General features: G+C 65.7%; 20 protein-coding genes. 6 read left to right on the top strand and 14 right to left on the bottom strand.

The genetic code is table 11. The features are described from left to right. Window positions 1-23: 23 nt before the first annotated feature. Window positions 24-1,022 carry an NAD(P)H-quinone oxidoreductase gene (locus tag AC5ZFO_RS02285; RefSeq protein WP_496121236.1) on the bottom strand — a complete coding sequence of 333 codons (999 nt, stop codon included), beginning with the start codon at window positions 1,020-1,022 and terminating at the stop codon, window positions 24-26. Between the two features lie 113 nt (window positions 1,023-1,135). Here AC5ZFO_RS02285 and AC5ZFO_RS02280 point away from each other — a divergent pair, with 113 nt between their 5' ends. After that, entirely contained in the window at window positions 1,136-1,327 is a 192-nt protein-coding gene (locus AC5ZFO_RS02280) for a DUF1192 domain-containing protein (protein WP_282520041.1), read from the top strand. A 329-nt stretch (window positions 1,328-1,656) separates the two neighbouring features. On the opposite strand, the gene AC5ZFO_RS02275 is transcribed toward AC5ZFO_RS02280, so the two are convergent. Continuing rightward, window positions 1,657-1,806, bottom strand: a complete 150-nt coding sequence (locus AC5ZFO_RS02275) for a hypothetical protein (protein WP_496121234.1) — start codon at window positions 1,804-1,806, stop codon at window positions 1,657-1,659. A gap of 51 nt (window positions 1,807-1,857) precedes the next feature. On the opposite strand from AC5ZFO_RS02275, the gene rcdA reads away from it, so the two are divergent. Then, window positions 1,858-2,367: a protease adaptor protein RcdA gene (gene rcdA / locus AC5ZFO_RS02270; RefSeq protein WP_282520042.1), complete on the top strand. Its 510-nt coding sequence runs from the start codon at window positions 1,858-1,860 to the stop codon at window positions 2,365-2,367. A gap of 192 nt (window positions 2,368-2,559) precedes the next feature. Here rcdA and rpmE read toward each other — a convergent pair whose 3' ends face one another. Then, window positions 2,560-2,787 carry a 50S ribosomal protein L31 gene (rpmE, locus tag AC5ZFO_RS02265; protein WP_496121233.1) on the bottom strand — a complete coding sequence of 76 codons (228 nt, stop codon included), beginning with the start codon at window positions 2,785-2,787 and terminating at the stop codon, window positions 2,560-2,562. A gap of 201 nt (window positions 2,788-2,988) precedes the next feature. Here rpmE and AC5ZFO_RS02260 point away from each other — a divergent pair, with 201 nt between their 5' ends. Further along, on the top strand, window positions 2,989-4,833 hold the full coding sequence (locus AC5ZFO_RS02260) for an ABC transporter ATP-binding protein/permease (RefSeq protein WP_282520043.1): 1,845 nt from the start codon (window positions 2,989-2,991) through the stop codon (window positions 4,831-4,833). A gap of 230 nt (window positions 4,834-5,063) precedes the next feature. Here the strand turns inward: AC5ZFO_RS02260 and AC5ZFO_RS02255 are convergent, their stop codons facing one another. The 3 genes from AC5ZFO_RS02255 to AC5ZFO_RS02245 are packed head-to-tail and all read right to left on the bottom strand — an operon-like array spanning window position 5,064 to window position 7,571. Further along, window positions 5,064-5,510 carry a GNAT family N-acetyltransferase gene (locus AC5ZFO_RS02255; RefSeq protein WP_496121231.1) on the bottom strand — a complete coding sequence of 149 codons (447 nt, stop codon included), beginning with the start codon at window positions 5,508-5,510 and terminating at the stop codon, window positions 5,064-5,066. Then, window positions 5,510-6,538 (bottom strand): peptidoglycan -binding protein, encoded by a 1,029-nt coding sequence (locus AC5ZFO_RS02250; RefSeq protein ID WP_282520045.1) that lies wholly within the window; start codon window positions 6,536-6,538, stop codon window positions 5,510-5,512. The genes AC5ZFO_RS02255 and AC5ZFO_RS02250 overlap by 1 nt, the downstream gene beginning before the upstream one ends. Window positions 6,539-6,542: 4 nt before the next feature. Further along, window positions 6,543-7,571 (bottom strand): flagellar motor protein MotA, encoded by a 1,029-nt coding sequence (locus AC5ZFO_RS02245; RefSeq protein ID WP_282520046.1) that lies wholly within the window; start codon window positions 7,569-7,571, stop codon window positions 6,543-6,545. 209 nt (window positions 7,572-7,780) lie between these two features. Between AC5ZFO_RS02245 and AC5ZFO_RS02240 the strand changes: the two genes are divergently transcribed. From AC5ZFO_RS02240 to AC5ZFO_RS02230, 3 genes are all read left to right on the top strand, one after another. Beyond that, the gene (locus AC5ZFO_RS02240) at window positions 7,781-8,809 is read left to right on the top strand and encodes an SAM-dependent methyltransferase (RefSeq protein ID WP_282520047.1); all 1,029 of its coding nucleotides are present in this window, start codon (window positions 7,781-7,783) and stop codon (window positions 8,807-8,809) included. A 232-nt stretch (window positions 8,810-9,041) separates the two neighbouring features. After that, window positions 9,042-10,235: an efflux RND transporter periplasmic adaptor subunit gene (locus AC5ZFO_RS02235; protein ID WP_282520048.1), complete on the top strand. Its 1,194-nt coding sequence runs from the start codon at window positions 9,042-9,044 to the stop codon at window positions 10,233-10,235. 6 nt (window positions 10,236-10,241) lie between these two features. Then, window positions 10,242-13,403 (top strand): multidrug efflux RND transporter permease subunit, encoded by a 3,162-nt coding sequence (locus AC5ZFO_RS02230; RefSeq protein ID WP_282520049.1) that lies wholly within the window; start codon window positions 10,242-10,244, stop codon window positions 13,401-13,403. A gap of 189 nt (window positions 13,404-13,592) precedes the next feature. Here AC5ZFO_RS02230 and AC5ZFO_RS02225 read toward each other — a convergent pair whose 3' ends face one another. From AC5ZFO_RS02225 to tkt, 8 genes are all read right to left on the bottom strand, one after another. Beyond that, entirely contained in the window at window positions 13,593-14,378 is a 786-nt protein-coding gene (locus AC5ZFO_RS02225) for an inositol monophosphatase family protein (RefSeq protein WP_028150910.1), read from the bottom strand. Between the two features lie 97 nt (window positions 14,379-14,475). Further along, the gene (locus AC5ZFO_RS02220) at window positions 14,476-15,552 is read right to left on the bottom strand and encodes a tetratricopeptide repeat protein (RefSeq protein ID WP_282520050.1); all 1,077 of its coding nucleotides are present in this window, start codon (window positions 15,550-15,552) and stop codon (window positions 14,476-14,478) included. An 8-nt stretch (window positions 15,553-15,560) separates the two neighbouring features. After that, the gene (locus AC5ZFO_RS02215) at window positions 15,561-16,235 is read right to left on the bottom strand and encodes a thiamine phosphate synthase (RefSeq protein WP_282520051.1); all 675 of its coding nucleotides are present in this window, start codon (window positions 16,233-16,235) and stop codon (window positions 15,561-15,563) included. A gap of 3 nt (window positions 16,236-16,238) precedes the next feature. After that, window positions 16,239-17,264 (bottom strand): class I fructose-bisphosphate aldolase, encoded by a 1,026-nt coding sequence (locus tag AC5ZFO_RS02210; protein ID WP_282520052.1) that lies wholly within the window; start codon window positions 17,262-17,264, stop codon window positions 16,239-16,241. A gap of 280 nt (window positions 17,265-17,544) precedes the next feature. Then, window positions 17,545-18,612: a class II fructose-bisphosphate aldolase gene (fba, locus tag AC5ZFO_RS02205; RefSeq protein WP_071916654.1), complete on the bottom strand. Its 1,068-nt coding sequence runs from the start codon at window positions 18,610-18,612 to the stop codon at window positions 17,545-17,547. A 51-nt stretch (window positions 18,613-18,663) separates the two neighbouring features. Beyond that, a complete protein-coding gene (locus tag AC5ZFO_RS02200; protein ID WP_496121226.1) occupies window positions 18,664-19,860 on the bottom strand; it encodes a phosphoglycerate kinase in 1,197 nt (398 codons plus the stop codon). Between the two features lie 139 nt (window positions 19,861-19,999). Then, window positions 20,000-21,007 (bottom strand): type I glyceraldehyde-3-phosphate dehydrogenase, encoded by a 1,008-nt coding sequence (gap, locus tag AC5ZFO_RS02195; RefSeq protein WP_085401784.1) that lies wholly within the window; start codon window positions 21,005-21,007, stop codon window positions 20,000-20,002. 169 nt (window positions 21,008-21,176) lie between these two features. Then, on the bottom strand, window positions 21,177-23,162 hold the full coding sequence (gene tkt / locus AC5ZFO_RS02190) for a transketolase (RefSeq protein WP_282520054.1): 1,986 nt from the start codon (window positions 23,160-23,162) through the stop codon (window positions 21,177-21,179). Window positions 23,163-23,210: the final 48 nt, after the last annotated feature.

Here is a 23,210-nt window from a genome sequence, read left to right as displayed (position 1 = left end):
GCCGTGCCCCATGGGCCGTTGGCCTAGACCTCCAACACAATTTTGCCAATATGTGCCGAGGTCTCCATGCGCCGGTGCGCGTCGGATGCCTTTTCCAGCGGGAAACTGCTGTCCATCAGCGGCTTGACGCGGCCTTCGCGCAACAGCGGCATCACTTTCGCCTCGATTGCGGCCACCATCGCCGCCTTGTCCGCATTACTACGGGGGCGCAGCGTCGAGCCGGTATGGGTCAGGCGCTTCACCATCACCTTGGCGATGTTGACGCTGACCTTGGGGCCGTTGAGGGTTGCGATCTGCACGATGCGGCCGTCGACCGCGGCGGCATCATAGTTGCGGTCCACATATTCGCCGGCGACCATGTCGAGGATCAAATTGGCGCCGGTATTGTTCGTCTCCGCCTTGACCACGGCGACGAAGTCTTCGGTCTTGTAATTGATGGCGCGGTCGGCCCCGAGCTTGAGGCAGGCATCGATCTTGTCCTGCGATCCCACGGTGACGAACACTTTCGCGCCGAACGCTTTCGCAAGCTGGATCGCCATGGTGCCGATGCCGGAGGAGCCGCCATGGATCAGCAGCGTCTCGCCGGCCTTCAGGCCGCCGCGCTCGAACACGTTGTGCCAGACCGTCATCAGGGTTTCCGGCAGCGCGCCGGCTTCCTTGATCGACAGCGCCGGCGGCACGCTCATCGCCTGGGCGTCCTGCGCGATGCAGTACTGCGCATAACCGCCGCCGGCGACCAGCGACATCACCTTGTCGCCGACCTTATGCCGTTTGGCGTTGCTGCCGACCGCCACCACTTCGCCGGCGATCTCGAGCCCCGGCAGGTCGCTGGCGCCGGGCGGCGGCGGATAGGCGCCGGAGCGCTGCGCCACGTCGGGCCGGTTGACGCCCGCGGCCTGTACCTTGACCAGGATCTCGTCGGGACCGGGCTGCGGAACGGCACGTTGTTCCGGCACCAGCACCTCCGGTCCACCGGGCTTGGAGATGGCGACCACGGTCATTTGCGCGGGCAGCTTGTCCATGATGTGTCCTTGAGCAAAGGTGCGGGATGAAACGAGGCCCTTTGCTTAGCCAGCGTGGTGCACGCTGGCAACCGCTTCAGCCATGTGCCCGCGCGAACGCAGGAGGAACGACGATGGCGACGGAAGACGACGACCGCCCGCGCAAGAAGATCAGCCATGAAATCGGACAGGATCTCTCACTGTTGTCGGTGGAGGAACTGACCGAGCGCGTGGCGCTGCTCAACACCGAGATCGCAAGGCTCGAGGAAGCCGCCACCAAGAAGCGCGCCTCGCGCAATGCGGCGGATAGTTTCTTCAAGAAGTAGACGGCCACCTCACAGGTTCGAGGGCTAGGCGAAATCCTCGTCCTGAGGAGACCGCGTAGCGGTCGTCTCGAAGGATGGCCGCGGGCGATAGCGGGGCCTGCATGGTTCGAGACGCGCGCGGTGCGCGCTCCTCACCATGAGGGGTGAGTCAATCGCCCACTGCGCCGAGTTTGTTCCCGCCGCGCACTCGGCCAGTGACCGACATGGCTAACGAACTCTCAAAAAATTAGCTCGTTTACTTCCAATTAAGCTTTCGGGTTTATGACTGGAACTGTCCTCGTTTGGACACCGAGTGGCTCCTGTCCACTCTGTTTGACGCCTCCCTGTTATCAACTTTCAAAGCCGCCGGTCTCCGGCGGCTCTTTTTTTTCCATTTTTGCGTCTCGTTCTGGTTGAATTCCGAGGAAGGACCCGCGGAAACCATATCCGTGCTTGTCGCTGGACTCCGCGTCCCGCCCGCGCAATGATTTGTTCATCATAAGCCGGCGCCAAAGCCGGGTGGGTAAACAGTTGCGTAAGGGGCGTTAACCATGGAACGTTTGCAAGCCGAAGGTGCTCTCGTTCAACTCAGCGAGCGGTTCACCAATTCTGCGGCGTTCGGCGTCCTGTTCCGGGAGGGCATGGACCTGGTGGAAGAGACCGCCGCCTATCTCGACGGCGCCGGCCGCACCGAGGCCAAGGCGCTCGACCGCGCCGTCAGCCTCACCTATGCGACCGAGAGCATGCGTCTGACCACCCGCCTGATGCAGCTTGCTTCGTGGCTGCTGCTGCACCGCGCGGTGAAGGAAGGCGAGATGACGCTGAGCCAGGCCAATCGTGAGAAGACCAAGGTCAAGCTCACCGCCGCCGATCCCGGCCCGTCCGACACCGTCGAGAAGCTGCCCTCGCAACTCCAGGACCTGATCCATCGCTCGATGAGCCTTCAGACCCGCGTGCGCCGCCTCGACACCACCATCCACACCCCGGCGGTCGAATACGTGGCGATCGGCAATCCGCTGGTGCCGCAGCTCAACGCGCTGAAGGCCGCGTTCGAGCGGTAAGCGCAGAGGTGCCGTAGTCACAGCTCTCGTAGGGTGGGCAAAGGCGCAAAGCGCCGTGCCCACCATTTTGCTTTCCGGATCGTAGAAAGGATGGTGGGCACGCTTCGCTTTGCCCACCCTACAGGTCTCGCCACAAACAAAAACGCCCCCGGTCTCCCGGGGGCGTTTTCGTCACCAGCCTTGTGGGCCGGATCAATCCTTTTTGAGAAAGCCCGAAAACTTCTTCTGGAAGCGCGAGACGCGGCCGCCGCGATCCATCAGCTGGGCGTTGCCGCCGGTCCAGGCCGGGTGCGACTTCGGGTCGATGTCGAGGTTCAGCGTGTCGCCTTCCTTGCCCCAGGTGGAGCGGGTCAGGTACTCGGTTCCGTCGGTCATCGCGACCTTAATCGTATGATAATTCGGATGAATTTCGGCTTTCATGGCAATTCCTCGGGCGCCCGGCGCCTGTCTTGAGTGGCTATCGAATGACGGATTTGGCGGGGTCTATACCCCACAGGCCCCTTTAAAACAAGCCATTGTGGGCACACGAGAACCGGGCCGTCCCCTAAGGGACATCCCGGATTTGCCACTCCCCCTGCAGCGGCCTATGTGGAGTTAATCTGTCTCCTTGGGTCCGATCTCATGAGCGCTGTGGAACGGCTTGACGACCAGTACCGCGACGAGCGCGCCGGGCCTGAGGCCCCGTCGATCGAAGCCGAGTTGATCGAGGCGCCGGCGAAGAGCCGCGCCAAGCTGCGGCCGCTGCTGGCGCTCGCGCCCTATGTGGCCCGCTATCGCGGCCGCGCGGCGCTCGCTTTCGTCGCGCTCACGGTCGCGGCGCTGACCACGCTGCTGGTGCCGGTCGCTGTGCGCAGGATGATCGATTTCGGCCTGACGCCGGAAGGCATCGCGCTGATCAACAGCTACTTCTCGGTGATGATCGCGGTGGTCGCCGTGCTCGCGCTTGCCAGCGCCTCGCGATACTACCTCGTGATGACGATCGGCGAGCGCATCGTCGCCGACCTCCGGCGCGACGTCTTCGCCCATCTGCTCTCGCTCTCGCCGGCCTTCTTCGATTCCGCGCGCAGCGGTGAGCTGGTGTCGCGGCTCACGGCCGACACCACCCAGATCAAGTCCGCGGTCGGCGCCTCCGTCTCGATCGCGCTGCGCAATCTCATGATGTTCTTCGGCGCGGCGGCGATGATGGTGATCACCAGCCCGCGCCTCTCCGGCTTCGTGCTGCTCGCCATTCCCCTGATCGTGCTGCCGCTGGTCGCGTTCGGGCGCTGGGTGCGGCGTCTGTCGCGCAATGCGCAGGACACGCTGGCCGATGCTTCGGCCTATGCGGGCGAGCTGGTCGGCGCCATCCGCACCGTGCAGGCCTATACCAGCGAAGGGCTCGCCGAGAAGCGTTTTGGCGGCGAGGTCGAGCAGGCCTATGAGGCCGCGCGCACGTCCACGCAGGCCCGCGCCGTGCTCACCGCCATCATCATCTTCATCGTGTTCGCAAGCGTGGTCGCGATCCTCTGGATCGGCTCGCATGACGTCCTGATCGGCACGATCTCGCCGGGCCGGCTCGGCCAGTTCGTGCTCTATGCGGCCTTCGCCGCGGCGGGCCTCGGCCAGCTCAGCGAGGTCTGGGGCGAAGTCTCGGCCGCCTCCGGCGCCGCCGAGCGCCTGTTCGAGATCCTGCATGTGCAGCCCGAGATCACCGCGCCGGCGTCACCGCGCGCGCTGCCGGTGCCGGCGCGCGGCGAGGTCGGCTTCGACCAGGTCAGCTTCGCTTATCCGGCGCGGCCAAACGTCAATGTGCTCGATGCCGTGTCGTTCACCGTGCGCCCCGGCGAGAAGGTCGCGATCGTCGGCCCGTCAGGCGCCGGCAAGAGCACCATCTTTCATCTCCTGCTGCGCTTCTACGACCCGCGGGGCGGCGCGATCTCCCTCGACGGCGTGCCGGTCAAATCCGCCGACCCGCGCGATTTCCGCTTGCGCATCGCACTCGTGCCGCAGGAATCCAACGTGTTTGCCGCCAGCGCCCGCGAGAACATCCGTTTCGGCCGGCCCGATGCGACCGATGCCGAGGTCGAGCGTGCGGCCGAGCTCGCGCACGCCGCCGAATTCATCCGCCGCCTGCCCGAAGGTTTTGACGCTCCGCTCGGCGAGCGCGGCGTCACGCTGTCCGGCGGCCAGCGCCAGCGCATCGCGATCGCCCGCGCCATCCTGCGCGATGCGCCGCTCTTGCTGCTCGATGAGGCCACCTCCGCGCTCGATGCCGAAAGCGAGACGCTGGTGCAGACCGCGCTGGAAGAGCTGATGCGCCACCGCACCACGCTGGTGATCGCACATCGTCTTGCCACCGTGCTGTCCTGCGATCGCATCCTGGTGATGGACCATGGCAAGATCGTCGAGCAGGGCACGCATGCCGAGCTCGTTGCTGCGAACGGGCTTTATGCGCGGCTGGCGAGGCTGCAGTTCGAGGGCGCGTGAGGCGTCCCGCCTGCTGCCTCATTCACGGTGTCATCGCCCGCGAAAGCGGGCGATCCAGTATTCCAGAGACAATAGTGAGATTCGGAGAAGTCGCGGCGTACTGGATGATGCCTCGGTCCCGGCTCCGCCAAGGCTACGCGGGGCCACAAGCTCGCTCGGCCGCCGAAGCTTCAGCGAAGGCGGCAAGCCCGGGGCACGACAGCGGAGGGTGGGGCTGGCAGCAAACCTCGTCACGCCCGCCATTCCATCTTCAGCACCGGCCGTCCCGAGGTCGGGTTCAAATCCTCGCCGGCATGCGCAAAGCCGTTGCGCTCGTAGAAGCGGATGGCGCGGGCATTGTCCTTGTTGACGAGCAGCGTGATGCCTGACGGTGACAGGCGCTTGGCCTCATCCACCAGCAGCCTCGCCGCATCCGAGCCCCAGTGCGCGGGATCGACCACGAGCTGGTCGAGATAGCCATCGCCGTCGATGGTGACGAAGCCGGCCAGCACGCCGTCCGCTTCCGCGACCACGATCGAGGCTTTCGGCACCAGATCCTTGCGCCAGCGCTGGCGCCACCAGTCCAGCCGCGCGGCGAAATCGATCTGCGGATAGGCCTGCTGCCAGGTGCGATGCCAGAGGTCGATCGCGGCGGCTTCGTCCTCGGGGCGGTAGGGGCGGAGGTGGAGGGCGCTCACTACCGCTCCGTCAGCTTCAGCTCGATGCGGCGGTTGCGCTTGTAGGCCTCTTCCGTGTTGGCGGCGTCGAGCGGCTGGAATTCGCCGAAGCCGGCGGCGACAAGGCGCTGGGCCGGCACGCCGAGCGAGATCAGATATTGCACCACCGAGATCGAGCGCGCGGCGGACAGGTCCCAGTTCGACTTGAAGTTCGCGCCGCTCACCGGGCGGACGTCGGTGTGGCCATCGACGCGCAGCACCCAGGGAATATCGCTCGGGATCTTCTTGTCGAGCTCGATCAGCGCGGCTGCCAGGGTGTCAAGCTCCGCGCGGCCCTCGGGCAGAAGCACCGCCTGGCCGGTGTCGAAGAACACTTCTGACTGGAACACGAAGCGGTCGCCGACGATGCGGATGTCAGGGCGGTTGCCGAGAATGGCGCGCAGGCGGCCGAAGAACTCCGAGCGATAGCGCGACAATTCCTGCACGCGCTGCGCCAGCGCGACATTCAGGCGAGACCCCAGATCGGCGATGCGGTTCTGCGATTCCTTGTCGCGCTTCTCGCTGGCGTCGAGCGCCTCCTCCAACGCCGCCAGTTGCCGCCGCAGCGCGCTGATCTGCTGGTTCAGCACCTCGATCTGCGCCAGCGCCCGCGCCGAGACCGCTTTCTCCGAGTCCAGCGCCTTGCCGAGCTCGGTGGTCTTGCCTTGGGCGTCGTTGCCGGCGGCGGCGAGGCCGTCATAGAGTCCCTTGATGCGATCGCGCTCGGTCTCGGCCGAGGCGAGGCCGGCTTTCAGTGACGAGACCTGGTCGTCGAGCGTGAGCTTGCCGAGCTTCTCCAGCGACAAGAGCTCGTTGAGCTGGGCGATCTTGGCGTTGAGCTGCTCCAGCGCCTTGTCCTTGCCGGTGACCTCCTGCGACAGGAAGAACTGCACGACCAAAAATACCGACAGCAGGAACACGATCGACAGCACCAGCGTCGACAGCGCGTCGACGAATCCGGGCCAGTAGTTGAAGCCGGCTTCGCTGCGGCGGCCGCGCGCTAGAGCCATGTCGCTAACCCTTCTCCGGCTGGCGCGCGATGCGCTCCAGCAGGCGGCGGATCTCGCGGTTCTGCTCGCCCTGGCCGTCGGCCCATTCGCGGATCATCTGCTGCTCGGTCCGCATGTGCGAGACCAGCGCCTGGATGGCTTCGGCAAGGCTCGCCATGGCCGCCGTGGTGCCGCGGCTGGCGCTGCCTTCCTCGAGCACGGAGCGTAAGCGCTCGACGGCGGCCTGGAGCTCGCCGCTGGCAACGCCGCCGCCGCCACCACCGCTGGCTGCGACCGCAACCTCGCCGTGGCCATATTCGCGCACGGTGGTGGCGAGCCAGTCTTCGAGGTCGGTGTAGAAGCGGTTCTGGGCCTGGCTCGACTGCAAATCGAGGAAGCCGAGGATCAGCGAGCCGGCGAGGCCGAACAGCGAGCTCGAGAACGAGATGCCCATACCGCCGAGCGGGGCGGCGAGGCCCTCCTTCAGCGTGTCGAACAGGGCGCCGGAATCGCCCCCGACCTTGAGCCCGTCGATCACCTTGCCGACCGAGCCGACCGTCTCGATCAGGCCCCAGAAGGTGCCGAGCAGGCCGAGGAAGACCAGCAAGCCGGTCATGTAGCGGGAGATGTCCCGGGCCTCGTCCAGGCGGGTCGCGATCGAATCGAGCAGGTGCCGCATGGTGGTCTGGGTGATCGTCATCCGCCCGGTGCGCTCGCCGCCGAGGATCATGGCCATCGGCGCCAGCAGCTTCGGGTGCCGGGACGGCGCCAGGCCGGGATCGGCGATGCGGAAATTGTTGACCCAGGAGACTTCGGGGTAGAGCCGTATCACTTGGCGGAAGGCCAGGATGATGCCGATGAACAGCACGCCGCCGATCAGGGCATTGAGGCCGGGATTGGCGAAGAAGGCCAGGATGATCTGCTTGTAGAGCACCACGCCGACCAGGGTGCACAGCACCAGAAAGACCAGCATCCGCACCAGGAAAACGCTGGGCGAGGATAGCTTGGTATATTCGATATCGATGGGGGAGCGGGGCGAGGCGCCTGGCGGCATGGCCGGTATCATCCGTTACGAACTTGCTTGCGGGGCGCACTATGGCACAGCGGCAGCCCAAAAAAAGCGCCGGATGTGCCGATTTCGTGGAGAGCTCTCGGAACCCAAAGCTGAAACCGCGCTTTGATAGAGACGTATCTTGCAAAACGTCGGCATTCCACAGGCTTAGGTCGCATTTTCTCCCTGTCGCCCAGAGACGGAGTGGTTGCATGAGCGTCGTTTCCGCGTTCATCGTGTCCGCCGAACGCGTGCCGCTGCCTGATGTCGTGATCCGCGCCGCGATCCAGCGCCTGTGCTCGCGCAGGGCGACGCGCATGGCCGCGCTGGGCGCGGCCGATGATGCCGCCTTCGCCGGGCGGATGATCCTGCGGCCGATCGCCGGGGACGCGGATGCCGTCAATGCCGGCCATGACGAGGTGCCCGCGGCGTTCTTTGCGGAGGTGCTCGGGCCCAACCGCAACTACTCGTCCTGCTTCTACAAGTCCGATGCGAGCACGCTGCAGGAGGCGGAGGAGGAGGCGCTGCGCCAGACCGTCGAGCACGCCGGTCTCGCCGACGGCCAGACCATCCTCGAGCTCGGCTGTGGCTGGGGCTCGCTGTCGCTGTGGATGGCGCGGCGGTTCCCGCATGCGAAGGTGACGGCGGTGTCGAACTCGCAGGCCCAGCGCGTCTATGTCGAGGAGCAGGCGCGGCTGCGCGGACTGTTGAACCTGCGCGTGGTCGCCGCGGACATGAACGTGTTCGCGCCCGATGGGCAATTCGACCGCATCGTCTCGGTCGAGATGTTCGAGCAGATGATGAATTGGCGCAAGCTGATGACGCGCGTGCGATCCTGGCTCGCGCCTGACGGGCGCTTCTTCATGCACATCGTCACCCATCGCTCCGGCTCTCATCTGTTCGACCGCGCCAATCGCGAAGACTGGATAGCGCAGCATGTACTCATGGATGGATTGATGCCGAGCCATCACCTCGTCAGGCAATTCGGCGACGTCTTCAGGATCGAGAAGGAATGGTGCTGGAGCGGAACGCACTATCAGCGCACCGCGAACGACTGGCTCGCCAATTTCGATGCGCGTCGCGACACGATCGAAGCGTCCCTGCGCAGCGTCCATGGCGAGGAGACCGCTGTGTGGATGCGACGCTGGCGCTGGTTCTTCCTCGCGACATCAGGACTGTTCGGCCACGCCGATGGAACCGAATGGGGCGTGAGCCAGTACAGGATGAGGGCCTCCGGGTGATTGCGTTCTTCTGTCGCAGCCCGCGGTGATGGAACCCGACTCACAATCCGGTGAGCCTCGAAAAGCGCACTGAACTCAGCATGATAGGTCATGTGGCAATGAGCCGCCCGCGCAATGCGTTGCGTCGCAGCACGTACGTTCTATTTTGACGGCATCAGCCGCGTTGAATCGCCCAGAACGGGCTCGCGCGGAGCGTGATTTCAGTTTCAACAACATCGGGGCATTTAGTTTCATGTCAGGACTTCGCGCGCGATCGGCATGCGTTGCTATGATGCTCGCGGCCTTTACGCCGCTGCTCGCGGGCTGCGACGAATCCGTCTCTGCGGTGTCCGCTGCCCAGCCCGCCGATCCTGACGTCAGCGTCGTCATCGTCAAGCCGCAGCCGCGCGCCGTGGTGCGCGAGCTGCCGGGCCGCATCGCGCCGACGCGCGTCTCCGACGTGCGGCCGCGCATCTCCGGCATCGTGGTCGAACGCCTGTTCCGCCAGGGCAGCGAGGTGAAGGCCGGCGATCCGCTCTATCGCATCGATCCGCGTCCGTTCGAGGTCGAGGTGATGGCCACCGAGGCCGCCGTCGCCAAGGCCGAGGCCGCGCTGATGCAGGCGAGGCAGCAGGCGCACCGCATCGCCACCCTCACCAAGGATCGCGCCGCCCCGGAAGCCGAGAACGAAAAGGCGATCGCGGCCGAGCGCCAGGCCCATGCCGAGGTCGAAGGCCGCAAGGCCGAACTCGCGCGCGCCAAACTCAATCTCGACTATGCCACCGTGCGCGCGCCGATCGACGGCGTCGTCGGTGCGGCGCTGGTCAGCGAGGGTGCGCTCGCGGTGCAGAACGAGACCAACCTCGCCAGCATCCAGCAGCTCGATCCGATCTATGCCGACTTCACCCAGTCGGTGACCGAGCTCAACCAGCTCCGCCGCGCCTTCGAGAGCGGCGACCTCGAGCGCATCGCGGCCGATGCCGCCAAGGTGCGCCTTGTGCTCGACGACAACACCCTTTATTCGCTCGACGGCAAGCTGCTGTTCTCCGACGCCAAGGTCGATGCCCATACCGGCCAGGTGACCTTGCGCGGCGAATTCCGCAATCCCAAGCGCGAACTGCTGCCGGGCATGTATGTCCGCGTCCGCATCGACCAGGGTCTCGACAGCGACGCGATCGCGGTGCCGCAGCAGGCGATCCAGCGCAACGGCGGCGGCGGCAGCGAGGTGTTCGTCGTCAAGGACGACAACCACATCGCCGTGCAGCCGGTGCGCACGGGGTCGGTGCAGGACGGACTCTGGTTCGTGACCGAGGGCCTGAAGGCCGGCGACAAGGTCGTGGTCGAAGGCTTCCAGAAGTTCGCCGCCGGCGACAAGGTGAAGCCGCAATCCTGGTCGGAGGCGGACGCGACCGCGGACAACCGGCACGCCCAGAAGCTGACGCGGTAACGCGCCATGGCGAGTTTCTTCATCGACAGGCCGATCTTCGCCTGGGTGGTCGCGCTGTTCATCTGCTTGATCGGCGCGATCGCGGTTCCGTTGCTGCCGATCGCGCAATATCCGATCATCGCGCCGCCCTCGATCTCGATCTCGACCAGCTATCCCGGCGCCTCGCCCGAAAACCTCTACAACAGCGTCACCCGGCTGATCGAGGAGGAGCTCAACGGCGCCTCCGGCATCCTCAACTTTGAATCGACCAGCGACTCGCTCGGCCAGGTCGAGATCATCGCCAATTTCCAGCCGGGCACCGATACCAGCGCCGCCTCCGTCGAGGTGCAGAACCGCATCAAGCGCGTCGAGGCGCGGCTGCCCCGCGCGGTGATCCAGCAGGGCATCCTGATCGAGGAAGCCTCGAGCGCCGTGCTCCAGATCATCACGCTGAACTCGACCGACGGCAGCCTCGACGAAGTCGGCCTCGGCGATTTCATGATCCGCAACGTGCTCGGCGAGATACGCCGCATCCCCGGCGTCGGCCGCGCCACGCTCTATTCGACCGAACGCAGCTTGCGCGTCTGGGTCGATCCGGCGAAGCTCGTCGGCTACGGGCTGACCGCGGACGACGTCAACAAGGCGATCGCCGCGCAGAACGCGCAGGTCGCGTCGGGCAGCATCGGCGCCGAGCCGTCGACCTCGAGCCAGCGCACCTCCTCGCTGGTGCTGGTCAAGGGCCAGCTCTCGTCCCCGGACGAATTCGGTTCCATCATCCTGCGCGCCAATGCCGACGGTTCGACCGTGCGGTTGCGCGACGTCGCACGCATCGAGGTCGGCGGCCTCAGCTACCAGTTCAACACGCGCCTGAACGGCAAGCCGACCGCGGGCCTCTCCGTGCTGATGTCGCCGACCGGCAACGCGCTGGCGACCGCGGGCGCGGTCGAGGAGAAGATGAAGGAGCTGTCGCGCTTCTTCCCGGCCAACATCTCCTACGAGATCCCCTACAACATCACGCCCGTGGTCGAGGCCTCGATCAAGAAGGTGCTGACGACGCTGGTCGAAGCCGTGGTGCTGGTGTTCGTGGTGATGTTCCTGTTCCTGCAGAACATCCGCTACACCATCATCCCGACCATCGTGGTGCCCGTGGCGCTGCTGGGCGCGTGTACCACGCTGCTGCTCGCCGGCTATTCCATCAACATGCTCTCGATGTTCGGCATGGTGCTCGCGGTCGGCATCCTCGTCGACGACGCCATCGTCGTGGTCGAGAACGTCGAGCGCATCATGTCCGAGGAAGGCCTGCCGCCGAAGGAAGCGACGCGGAAGGCGATGGCGCAGATCTCGGGCGCCATCATCGGCATCACGCTGGTGCTGATGGCGGTGTTCGTGCCGATGGCGTTCTTCCCCGGCTCGGTCGGCATCATCTACCGCCAGTTCTCGGTGACCATGGTTGCCGCGATCGGCTTCTCCGCCTTCCTCGCGCTGTCGCTGACGCCGGCACTGTGCGCGACCCTGCTCAAGCCCGTCGCGGCCGGCCACGGCCATGCGAAGCGGGGCGTGTTCGGCTGGTTCAACCGCATGCTCGAAGGCGGCAAGGAGGGCTATTCCCGCACCGTCGGCTTCTCGCTGAAGCGGACCGGCCGCCTGATGCTGGTCTATGTCGCGCTGCTGGTCGGTCTCTCCTGGGCCTTCGTCAGCCTGCCCGGCGGCTTCCTGCCGATCGATGACCAGGGCTTCGTCACCACCGACGTGCAGACGCCGTCGGATTCGTCGTATCCCCGCACCGAGGCCGTCATCGAGAAGGTCGAGAAATATCTCGCCGAGCGGCCGGGTGTGAAGGATGTCACCTTCCTCACCGGCTTCAGCTTCTCCGGCCAGGGCATGAACACTGCGCAGGCCTTCATCACGCTGAAGGACTGGTCGGAGCGCGGGCCGAAGGACTCAGCCGCCGCGATCGTCAACGACATCAACCGCGATCTGTCGTCCTCGATCCGCGATGCAAAGATCTCTGCGCTCCAGCCGCCGCCGATCGACAATCTCGGCAATTCCTCGGGCTTCTCGTTCCGCCTCCAGGACCGCGGCCAGAAAGGCTATCCGGCATTGATGCGCGCCGCCGACCAGCTGATCGCGGAGGCCAATGCGAGCCCCGTGCTTCAGAAGGTCTATATCGAGGGCCTGCCCGAGGCCGGCGTTGTCAATCTCGTGATCGACCGCGAGAAGGCCGGCGCCTTCGGCGTCACCTTCGAGGACATCAACAACACGATCTCGACCAATCTCGGCTCGAACTACATCAACGACTTCCCGAACCGCGGCCGCATGCAGCGCGTCGTGGTGCAGGCGGACGCCCGCGACCGCATGCGGACCGAGGACATCCTCAACTACAACGTCAAGAACAGCCGTGGCCAGCTCGTGCCGTTCTCCTCTTTCGCCACGGTCGAATGGGCGCGCGGCCCGACGCAGATCGCCGGCTTCAATTATTATCCCGCAGTGCGCATCTCCGGCGAGGCGAAACCCGGCTTCACCTCGGGCGACGCGATCGCCGAGATGGAGCGGCTTGCCGGCAAATTGCCGCGCGGCTTCGGCTATGAATGGACCGGACAGTCGCTCCAGGAAAAACTCTCGGGCTCGCAGGCGCCGTTCCTGCTGGCGCTGTCGGTGTTCGTGGTGTTCCTGTGTCTTGCCGCGCTCTACGAGAGCTGGACCATTCCGCTCGCGGTGCTGCTCACGGTGCCGCTCGGCATCGTCGGCGCGGTGGCCGCGGCGATGCTGCGCGGCCTGCCCAACGACGTCTATTTCACCGTCGGCCTGATCACCATCATCGGCCTCGCGGCAAAGGACGCGATCCTGATCATCGAGTTCGCCAAGGATCTGCGGAAAGAAGGCAAGCCGCTGGTGGACGCCACCATCGAGGCCTGCCGCCTGCGCTTCCGCCCGATCCTGATGACCGGCCTTGCCTTCATCTGCGGCGTGCTGCCGATGGCCATCGCCCACGGCGCCGGCGGCGCCAGCCAGCAGGCGCTCGGCAGCATCGTGATGGGCGGCATGATCGCGGTGGTGATTTTGGCGCTGCTGATGGTGCCGGTGTTCTTCGTCTCGGTGCAGCGCGTGCTGGCGGGGGATCGGGAGCCGAAGGCGGCGAAGGACGGCGAGACATACGGGCCGCCCGCGCCGGTGCGGCATAGCCACTAAGGCGCGACGGCCGCTGCCTTCTTCGCCTCTCCCCGCTTGCGGGGAGAGGTCGGATCGCATCGCAGATGCGATCCGGGTGAGGGGGGCTCTCCGCGAGTCCAACCCGTACCGAGCTTGCCGAGGCAGCCCCTCACCCCAGCCCTCTCCCCGTAAGAACGGGGCGAGGGAGTGCACCGTCGATGCGGCGGCCTACTTCCGCAAAATCTTCACCAGCTCCCCGTGCACGAACTCATTGCCGCACACGACATGCCCGGTCACCAGCGCATCACCGGGCGTTGCGATGTCGCTCACCGTGCCGCCAGCCTCGCGCACCATGATCATGCCGGCGGCGATGTCCCAGGATTGCAGATTGCGCTCCCAGTAGCCGTCGAGGCGGCCGGCGGCGACGAAGGCGAGGTCGAGCGAGGCGGCGCCGAAACGGCGCAGGCCTGCGACGCGGTCCTGGATCGCGGTCATCTCGCGGCGGAATTCCTCGTGGTCGCCACGGCCGATATGGGGCAGGCCGCAGGCGACCACGCATTCGTTGAGCTGGCGGCGGCCGGCCACGCGCAGGCGCTGGTCGTTGAGGAAGGCGCCCTTGCCGCGCTCGGCGATGTAGAGCTCGTCATTGGCGGGGTTGTAGATCACGCCCGCAATGATCGTGCCCTCGCGCACGAGGCCGATCGAGATCGCGAATTGCGGGATGCCGTGCAGGAAGTTGGTGGTGCCGTCGAGCGGGTCGACGATCCAGGTGTGGCTCTTGTCGCTGCCTTCGCGGGTACCGCCTTCCTCGCCGATGAAGCCGTAGCCGGGACGGGCCTTGGCGAGGTCCTGGTAGAGGATCTCTTCGGCGCGCTTGTCGGCGAGCGAGACGAAATTGGCCGGCCCCTTCAGCGAGACCTGAAGATGCTCGATCTCGCCGAGATCGCGCTTGAGGCTGCGGCCAGCGCGGCGCGCGGCCTTGACCATGACGTTGATAGTTGCGGAATACAGCATGTGCTCTGGTCTTGATCGGGGGAAATGGCGCGAAATCGCGCCCGTTTGAAGGATGGGGTGCCCTGCGAGGGGCCCAAGGTCAAGTCATTGCGTCAAGTCATTTGGTCCCGAGCCATTTTCTGGCGGCGGCCTCGGCCTTGGAGCGGTCGTCGGCGGGCAGGTCGGAGAACTGCTTGTCGAGCTCCGGATCGCCCTTGCCGACGGTCTTGGCCACCAGGTGCCATTTAAAGCCCTCGATTTTGTCCACGGACGTGCCCATGCCGTTGATCAGCACCCAGGCCAGGCGGTTCTGCGCGATCGCGCTGCCCTGGCGGGAGGCCTTGCGGAGCAACGCGACGGCGGCCGGCTGGTTCTTCACCGTGCCGGTGCCGTTGAACATGGCGATGGCATATTCGACCTCGGCATCGACATTGTCCGCCAGTGAAGCCGCCTGGAGCAGCCGCACCGCGCGTTCCGGGTCCTTCGGCACGCCGGTGCCTTCCTTGTAGAAGGTCGCCAGCGCGTATTGCGCCTCGGGCAGGCCGGCATCGGCGGCCTGACGCAGCAGCTCGGCGGACCGCTTGACGTCCTGCGGCAGGGTCTGGCCGTCGAGGTAAAGCAGCGCGAGGTTATAGGCCGCCTTGGGCTCGCCGAGCTTGGCGGCGGAAGCCATCAGCTTCACCGCCTCGCTCTTGTCGACCGAGCCGCCGCGGCCGGAAATTCGCAGCATGGCGAGCGCGAACATCGCCTCGCGGTCGCCGGCATCGGCGGCGCGCTTGTACCATTCCAGCGCCTTGGCGTAGTCGCGGCGGATGCCCATGGCGTTGGAATAGAGCTCGCCGAGCATGGTCATCGCCTTGGGATCGCCCGCTTCTGCGCGGGCGGTGGCAAGATCGAACGCCGTCTTGTACTGGCCGCGCTGATAGGCGCCGAACACCAGATCGACATTGGGATTGTCGGTTGCCGGTGCGGGGATCACGGTTGCGGGCAGCGCCGGCTTGGGCGAGGCGGCCGGCTTGGGCGAGGCCGAAGGTTTTGGCGCCGGCGCGGCCTCCTTCTTCTTGGCGGCCGGGGGCGGCTTGGGCTTCTCAGGCACAGCGCTCGGCGTGGCCACCGGCGGCGTGATCTGGAGCTGCGCGGCCGCGGGCGCCGTCAGCAGCAGCGTGGCCAGGATGGTGATGCGCGGGAGCTTCATGTTGGGCGCTAGCCGTGCTCCTGACCCGCAAGCGCAGCCGCATGGGCCTTCTTGATCGCAGCGTCGACCTCGATCAGCGCGGCCTTGGGACCGCGCGGATCGGACCAGACGAAATCGCCGACCAGCACGAAATCGGCGCCGCTGGCGGCGAAGTCGTGCGCCTCTTCGAGCGAGGTGGCAAAGCCGACGCAGGGCGGCTCGAACAGCTCGGCCCACCAGTCCAGCCGCTCGGCGATCGCCTGGGACGACGGGCGTTGGCCCTTTGCATCAGGTTCGCCGAACAGCACGTAGTCCGCGCCTATCTCGCCCGCATCCATGGCATGGTGCCGCGTCGTCAGCCCGCCGACGCCAGCGATGCGATCGGGCTTGAGCGATGGCAGCGCCTCTTTCAGCGCGGCGATGCCGGGGAGGTGCGCGCCGTCGGCACCGCCACGTGCGACGAGCTCAGCATGGCCGTCGACGAGCAGCGCAGCGCCCGCCTTCTGGACCGGCGGCGCCAGCGCCTTGATGCGCGTGATCATGGTGCGCTGATCGGTCTCCTTCAGCCGAACCAGCACGGCCGCGACGTCGGCGGAGGCAAGCAGACCCGGCAGCTCGGCGGCGAGCGCAGCGGGATCATCGACAACGGGCGTCGCGAGATAGAGACGCGGCGCCGGGCGCGGCGGAGGCGATTTGTTCGACAAGATCTAGGCTGCTTTCTTTTCCAGGCTGCTTTGCCATTCGCCCTTGGACGCCAGACCATTCATCCGGGCGCGATGGCTGAATGCACTTTGGCCGGCTGCGACATTCTCGGCCTTGCCGGACCAGGCCTTCTGCGGCGCGGCCTGCAGCGCGCGGCCGTAGGAGAAGGTCAGGCCCCAGGGCAGCGGCCCGAGCTTGTGCATGGCGTTGAGATGCGCCGTCGCCTCTTCGTCCGACTGGCCGCCGGAGAGGAAGGCGATGCCGGGCACGGCCGCGGGCACGCAGGCCTTCAGCAGCCGAATTGTCTTCTCCGCGACTTCCTCGACGGGAGCCTGCTTCGCGCATTTCTTGCCAGAGATCGCCATGTTCGGCTTCAGCACCATGCCTTCGAGCGCAACGCGCTGCACGCGCAATTCCTGGAAGGTCTTGTTGAGCACGCGGGTCGTCACTTCATAGCAGCGGTCGATGTCGTGATCGCCGTCCATCAGCACCTCAGGCTCGACGATCGGCACGATCTGCGCGGCCTGGCACAGCGCTGCGTAGCGGGCCAGCGCATGGGCGTTGACGCCGATCGCGGTCATCGAGGGAATGCCGCTGCCGATATCGATCACCGCGCGCCATTTGGCGAAGCGCGCGCCGCGTTCGTAATATTTCTTCAGGCGCTCGGCGAGCTTGTCGAGCCCGACGGTGACGAGCTCGCCCGGGCACATCGGCAGGGCTTGCGTGCCCTCGTCGACCTTGATGCCGGGGATGGCGCCGCTCTGCTCGATCAGCTTGACCAGCGGCGTGCCGTCCTTCGCATCCTGCCAGATCGTCTCGTCATAGAGGATCACGCCGGAGATGTACTGGCTCATGGCCTCCCTGGAGCGGAACAGCATCTCGCGATAGTCACGGCGATTGCCTTCCGTCGATTCCACCCCGATCGCGTCAAAGCGCTTCTTGATGGTGCCGGAGGATTCGTCGGCGGCAAGGATGCCCTTGCCGGGCGCGACCATGGCGGTCGCGATCCTGTTGAGCTCAGTCAGATTCATCGAGAGGTCCTCCCAAAACGATGCTGCCCTTGCCTGTGAAAATAGACCGTTCTCGGGCAATTGCCGAGTTAACGTTCGTCGCAGGGTAAAAGGGGCGGGAGGTCAGTTGGGGATACGTTTGGCCGGGCTGGCTGCCCTTAACCTCGCCCCGCTTGCGGGGAGAGGTCGGTCGCGAAGCGACCGGGTGAGGGGGTACAGGTCTATCGATAGGGCACAACTCGCGGAAAGAGCCCCTCACCCCGACCCTCTCGCCGTAAGAACGGGGAGAGGGAGGGATACATCACGCCACCTTCGGATCCAGTTCGCCCTTGGCGTAGCGCTTGGCCATCTCGGCGGGGGTCAAAACCTTCTTGAACTTGGAGGCCTGGCCTGCGGTATTGAACTCCTGGAGCCGCTGCTTGCACAGCTTGGTCATCGCTTCCATCGCGGGCTTCAGGTACTTGCGCGGGTCGAACTCTTCCGGGTGCTCCTTGAACACCTTGCGGATCTGGCCGGTCATCGCCATGCGGTTGTCGGTGTCGATGTTGATCTTGCGCACGCCGTTCTTGATGCCGCGCTGGATCTCGGCCACCGGCACGCCCCAGGTCGGCTTCATCTTGCCGCCGAACTCGTTGATGATGTCCTGGAGGTCCTGCGGCACCGAGGAGGAGCCGTGCATCACCAGATGCGTGTTCGGCAGCTTGCGGTGGATCTCCTCGATCACCTTCATGGCGAGGATGTCGCCGTCGGGCTTGCGGGTGAACTTGTAGGCGCCGTGCGAGGTGCCCATCGCGATCGCGAGCGCGTCGACCTTGGTCTCCTGGACGAACTTCACGGCCTCGTCCGGATTGGTCAGGAGCTGGTCGTGGCTCAGCTTGCCTTCGGCGCCGTGGCCGTCTTCCTTGTCTCCCATGCCGGTTTCGAGCGAGCCGAGCACGCCGAGCTCACCCTCGACCGAGATGCCGCCGAGATGGGCCATGTCGGTCACGGTCTTGGTGACGCCGACATTGTAGGTCCAGTCGGCCGGGCTCTTGCCGTCGGCCTTGAGCGAGCCGTCCATCATCACTGAGGTGAAGCCGGCCTGGATCGCGGTCATGCAGGTCGCGGCCTCGTTGCCGTGGTCGAGATGCACGCAGACCGGAATGTGCGGATAGATCTCGGTCACCGCGTCCATCATGTGCTTGAGCATGATGTCGTTGGCGTAGGAGCGCGCACCGCGCGAGGCCTGGATGATGACGGGCGCGTCGACCGTGTTGGCCGCGTCCATGATCGCCAGCGCCTGCTCCATGTTGTTGATGTTGAAGGCCGGTACGCCGTAATCGTTCTCAGCCGCATGGTCGAGCAATTGACGCAACGTGATCCGAGCCATGTGTCTTTTTCTCCGGTTGGGCCTGCAAGGCCGACTTAAAAGGCCGACTGATTACTCGGTGCGCAGAACTTCGACGCCGGGAAGGGGCTTGCCTTCCATCCATTCAAGAAATGCGCCACCGGCGGTCGAGACATAGGTGAATTGACCGGCCACATGGGCCTGGTTGAGGGCCGCGACCGTGTCGCCACCGCCCGCGATCGAGATCAGCTTCTTCGCCTTGGTGCGCTCGGCGGCATGCTTGGCGGCCGACACGGTGCCGCGGTCGAACGGCTGCATCTCGAAGGCGCCGAGCGGTCCGTTCCAGACCAGCGTGGCGGCGTCGTCGATCGCCGCGTGGACGCGCGCGATCGATTGCGGGCCGACGTCGAGGATCATGCCGTCGGCCGGGATCGCATCGAGCCCGTAGGCATGCGAGGGCGCGTTCGCCGCGAAATGATAGGCGACGGTGGCGTCCACTGGCAGGATGATTGCGCAATTGGCGGCTTCCGCCTTCTCCATGATGCGGATCGCGGTCGCGGCGAGATCCTTCTCGGCCAGCGACTTGCCGACCGCGACGCCCTGGGCGTGCAGGAAGGTGTTGGCCATGCCGCCGCCGATCACGAGCGCGTCGACCTTGGTCACGAGGTTTTCGAGCAGATCGATCTTGGTCGAGACCTTGGCACCGCCGATGATCGCGATGACGGGCTTGGTCGGCGAGCCCAGCGCCTTCTCCAGCGCGACGAGCTCGGCCTGCATGGTGCGGCCGGCATAGGCCGGCAGCTTGTGGCCGAGGCCCTCGGTTGTGGCATGGGCGCGGTGCGCGGCCGAGAAGGCGTCGTTGACCCAGATGTCGCCGAGTTTTGCCAACTCCGCGACGAAGGCGGGATCGTTCTTTTCCTCTTCCTTGTGGAAGCGGGTATTTTCCAGGCACAGGATGTCGCCATCCTTCAAGCCGGAAACGGCCGTGGCCGCGGGCTCGCCGACGCAGTCGTCGGCGAAGGCGACGGGCCTGTTCACGACCTTCGACAGCGCTTCGGCAACCGGCTTGAGCGATTCCTTGGGGTCGCGTCCCTTCGGCCGGCCGAAATGCGCGAGCAGGATGACCTTGCCGCCTTTGTCCGAGATTTCGGTGATGGTCGGCGCGACGCGCTCGAGCCGGGTCGCGTCGCTGACGCGCCCGTTGTCCATGGGCACGTTGAGATCGACGCGCAGCAGCACGCGCTTGCCCTTCACGTCGACGTCGTCGAGGGTGCGGAATTTGTTGGTCATCGGACACTCTCTTGTCCCGGGCGCATAGCGGCGCGGAGTGTCGCTATGCAGAACCGGGACTTAACGCTGGAGGGACATGGGTCCCGGATCTGCGACGCAGCGTTTCACGCTGCATCGCGTCCGGGACACGAGCGCGGAGTTAGATCACCTTCGCGAACGCGACGGCGGTGTCCGCCATGCGGTTCGAGAAACCCCACTCGTTGTCGTACCAGGACATCACGCGCACCAGCGTGCCGTTCTGCACCTTGGTCTGGTCCTCGTGGAAGGTCGAGGAGTGCGGATCGTGGTTGAAGTCGATCGAGACGTTCGGCTGATTGGTATAGCCGAGAATGCCCTTGAGCTGCTGCTCGGAGGCGCGCTTCATCGCCGCGTTGATTTCCTTGGCGTCGGTGGCGCGCTTGGCGACGATCTTGAGGTCGATGACCGAGACGTTCGGGGACGGCACGCGGATCGAGACGCCGTCGAGCTTGCCCTTCAGCTCGGGCAGCACGAGGCCGATCGCCTTGGCGGCACCGGTCGAGGTCGGGATCATCGACATCGCCGCCGCACGGCCGCGGTAGAGATCCTTGTGCAGCGTGTCCAGCGTCGGCTGGTCGCCGGTGTAGGCGTGGATCGTGGTCATGAAGCCGGTCTCGATGCCGACCAGGTCGTTCAGCACCTTGGCGACCGGCGCAAGGCAATTGGTGGTGCAGGAGCCGTTGGAGACGACCAGATGATCCTTGGTCAGCGTGTCGTGGTTGACGCCGTAGACGATGGTGGCGTCGGCGCCGTCGGCGGGCGCGGAGACCAGCACGCGCTTGGCGCCTGCGGTGAGATGCGCGGAGGCCTTGTCCTTCGCGGTGAAGATGCCGGTGCATTCCATCGCGATGTCGACGCCGAGATCCTTCCAGGGCAGCTTCGAGGGATCGCGCTCGGCGGTCACCTTGATCTTGCCGCCGCCGAGGTTGATGGAGTCGCCATCGACGGTCACGGTGCCGGGGAAGCGGCCATGGACGCTGTCGAAGCGAAGGAGATGCGCGTTGGTCTCGACCGGGCCGAGGTCGTTGATGCCGACGACCTCGATGTCCTTGCGGCCGGACTCGGCAATAGCCCGCAGGATGTTGCGGCCGATGCGGCCAAAACCGTTAATTCCGACGCGGACTGCCATGTTTCATCTCCTTATGACCGTTCAATGACGGGTTCGATAAGCCCAATCATCCCGCACAACGCGCCATACGCGCCTGCGAGGGTTTTTTAGGGGCGGACGCCCGGTTCGGCCGGGCGATGCTTGATCATATGAGAGACTAGGTAGTCCTTTTTTTTGGCAAGCTCAACTCTCAGCTAACGCGCTTCAGCACAGCGTTAACCGCAGCCTCGGCGGTAATGCCGAAATGCTTGTAAAGATCCTTCGCCGGCGCGCTCGCGCCGAACGAATGCATGCCGATAAAATCGCCATCCTGGCCGATCACGGCATCCCAGCCCCAGCGCACTGCGGCCTCGATCGCGACCTTCACCGGCGCGTTGCCGATGATCTCGGCACGCTTGGCTTCTGGTTGCGCTAACAAAAGCTCGAGCGAGGGCACCGAGACCACCCGTGACGCGATGCCGCGCTCGGCGAGTTGCTTCTGGGCGGCGACCGCGATCTCGACCTCGGAGCCGGAAGCGAACAGCGTCGCCTTGGCTTCGCCCTGGGCTGCGACCAGCTCGTAGGCGCCGGCCGCGCAAGGACTGTCGTTCGGCGCATTGGTGCGGAGCTGCGGCAGGTTCTGCCGCGTCAGCGCCAGCACGGTCGGGCCGTCGATACGATTGAGCGCAAGTTCCCAGCACTCGGCGACCTCGATGGAGTCGGCGGGGCGGAACACGCGCATGTTCGGAATGGCGCGAAGTGCGGCGAGATGCTCGACCGGCTGGTGGGTCGGGCCGTCTTCGCCAAGACCGATGGAATCGTGCGTCATCACGTAGACGACGCCGGCGCCCATCAACGCCGCAAGGCGCATCGCGGGACGCGCATAGTCGGTGAACACCAGGAAGGTCGCACCGTTCGGTGCGAAGCCGCCATGCAGGAAGATGCCGTTCATCGCAGCCGCCATGCCGTGCTCGCGGATGCCGTAATGGATGAAGCGGCCCTTCGGCGTCTTGGCCGAGAAAGCTGTGGCCGACTTCGCCTTGTTGTTGTTGGAGCCGGTGAGGTCGGCCGAGCCGGCGAGGAATTCCATCGGCATCGCGCCGGCGATGACTTCGATCACCGCTTCCGAGGATTTGCGGGTCGCCGCGGTCATCGGCTTTTCCAGCAGCTCCTTCTTGTACGCGCGCACCGCCTTCGCGAGCGAGGCCGGACGCTCGTGACGCAGACGGCGCTCGAACTCGGCGCGCTTGCGGCTGCCGAGCTCACCGAGCCGTCCTTCCCATTCCTGCCGTGCCGCGGCGCCGCGGCTGCCGGCTGCGCGCCAGGCCTTCAGCACGTCATCCGGCACCGAGAACGGCTCGAGCGAGATGCCGAGATTTTCCTTGGCGGCCTTGAGCTCGTCGGCGCCGAGCGCCTCGCCATGCGCCTTAGCGGTGCCGGCCTTGTGCGGCGCGCCGAAGCCGATGGTGGTGCGGCAGGCGATCAGCGTCGGCTTGTTGGATTTTTGCGCGCGGGTGATCGCGGCAGTGATGGCGGCCTGGTCATGTCCGTCGATCTTTTCGGCGGCCCAGCCGCACGCCTTGAAGCGCTTCACCTGGTCGACGGAATCGGAGATCGAGGTCGGCCCGTCGATCGAGATGCCGTTGTCGTCGTAGAGCACGATCAGCTTGTTGAGCTTCCAGTGCCCGGCCATCGCGATCGCTTCCTGCGACACGCCTTCCATCAGGTCGCCGTCGGAGGCGAGCACGTAGGTGTGGTGGTCGACGATCTTCTTGCCGAACTCGGCGGCCAGCATCTTCTCGGCGAGCGCCATGCCGACCGCGGTCGAGATGCCCTGGCCGAGCGGACCGGTGGTGGTCTCGATGCCCTTGGTGTGGAAGTTCTCGGGGTGCCCCGGGGTCAGGCCGCCGAGCTGGCGGAACTGCTTGAGCTGATCCAGCGTCATGTCGGCATTGCCGGTCAGATACAGCAGCGAATAGAGCAGCATCGAACCGTGGCCGGCTGAGAGCACGAAGCGGTCGCGGTCGGGCCAGTCGGTGACTGCGGCGTCGAATTTCAGGAATTGCGTGAATAGCACCGTGGCCATGTCGGCGGCGCCCATCGGCAGGCCGGGATGGCCCGATTTCGCCTTCTCGACAGCGTCCATCGAGAGGCCACGGATCGCGTTGGCCATGCGGTTGTGGTCGACTTGCGTCATGTCTGAAATCCGTCTGAAATGAGGCGCTTGGCGGTGGTGCGGGTCGCG

Source organism: Bradyrhizobium sp. Unk1, from assembly GCF_059512345.1.
This window is presented reverse-complemented; position numbering and strand designations above follow the sequence as displayed.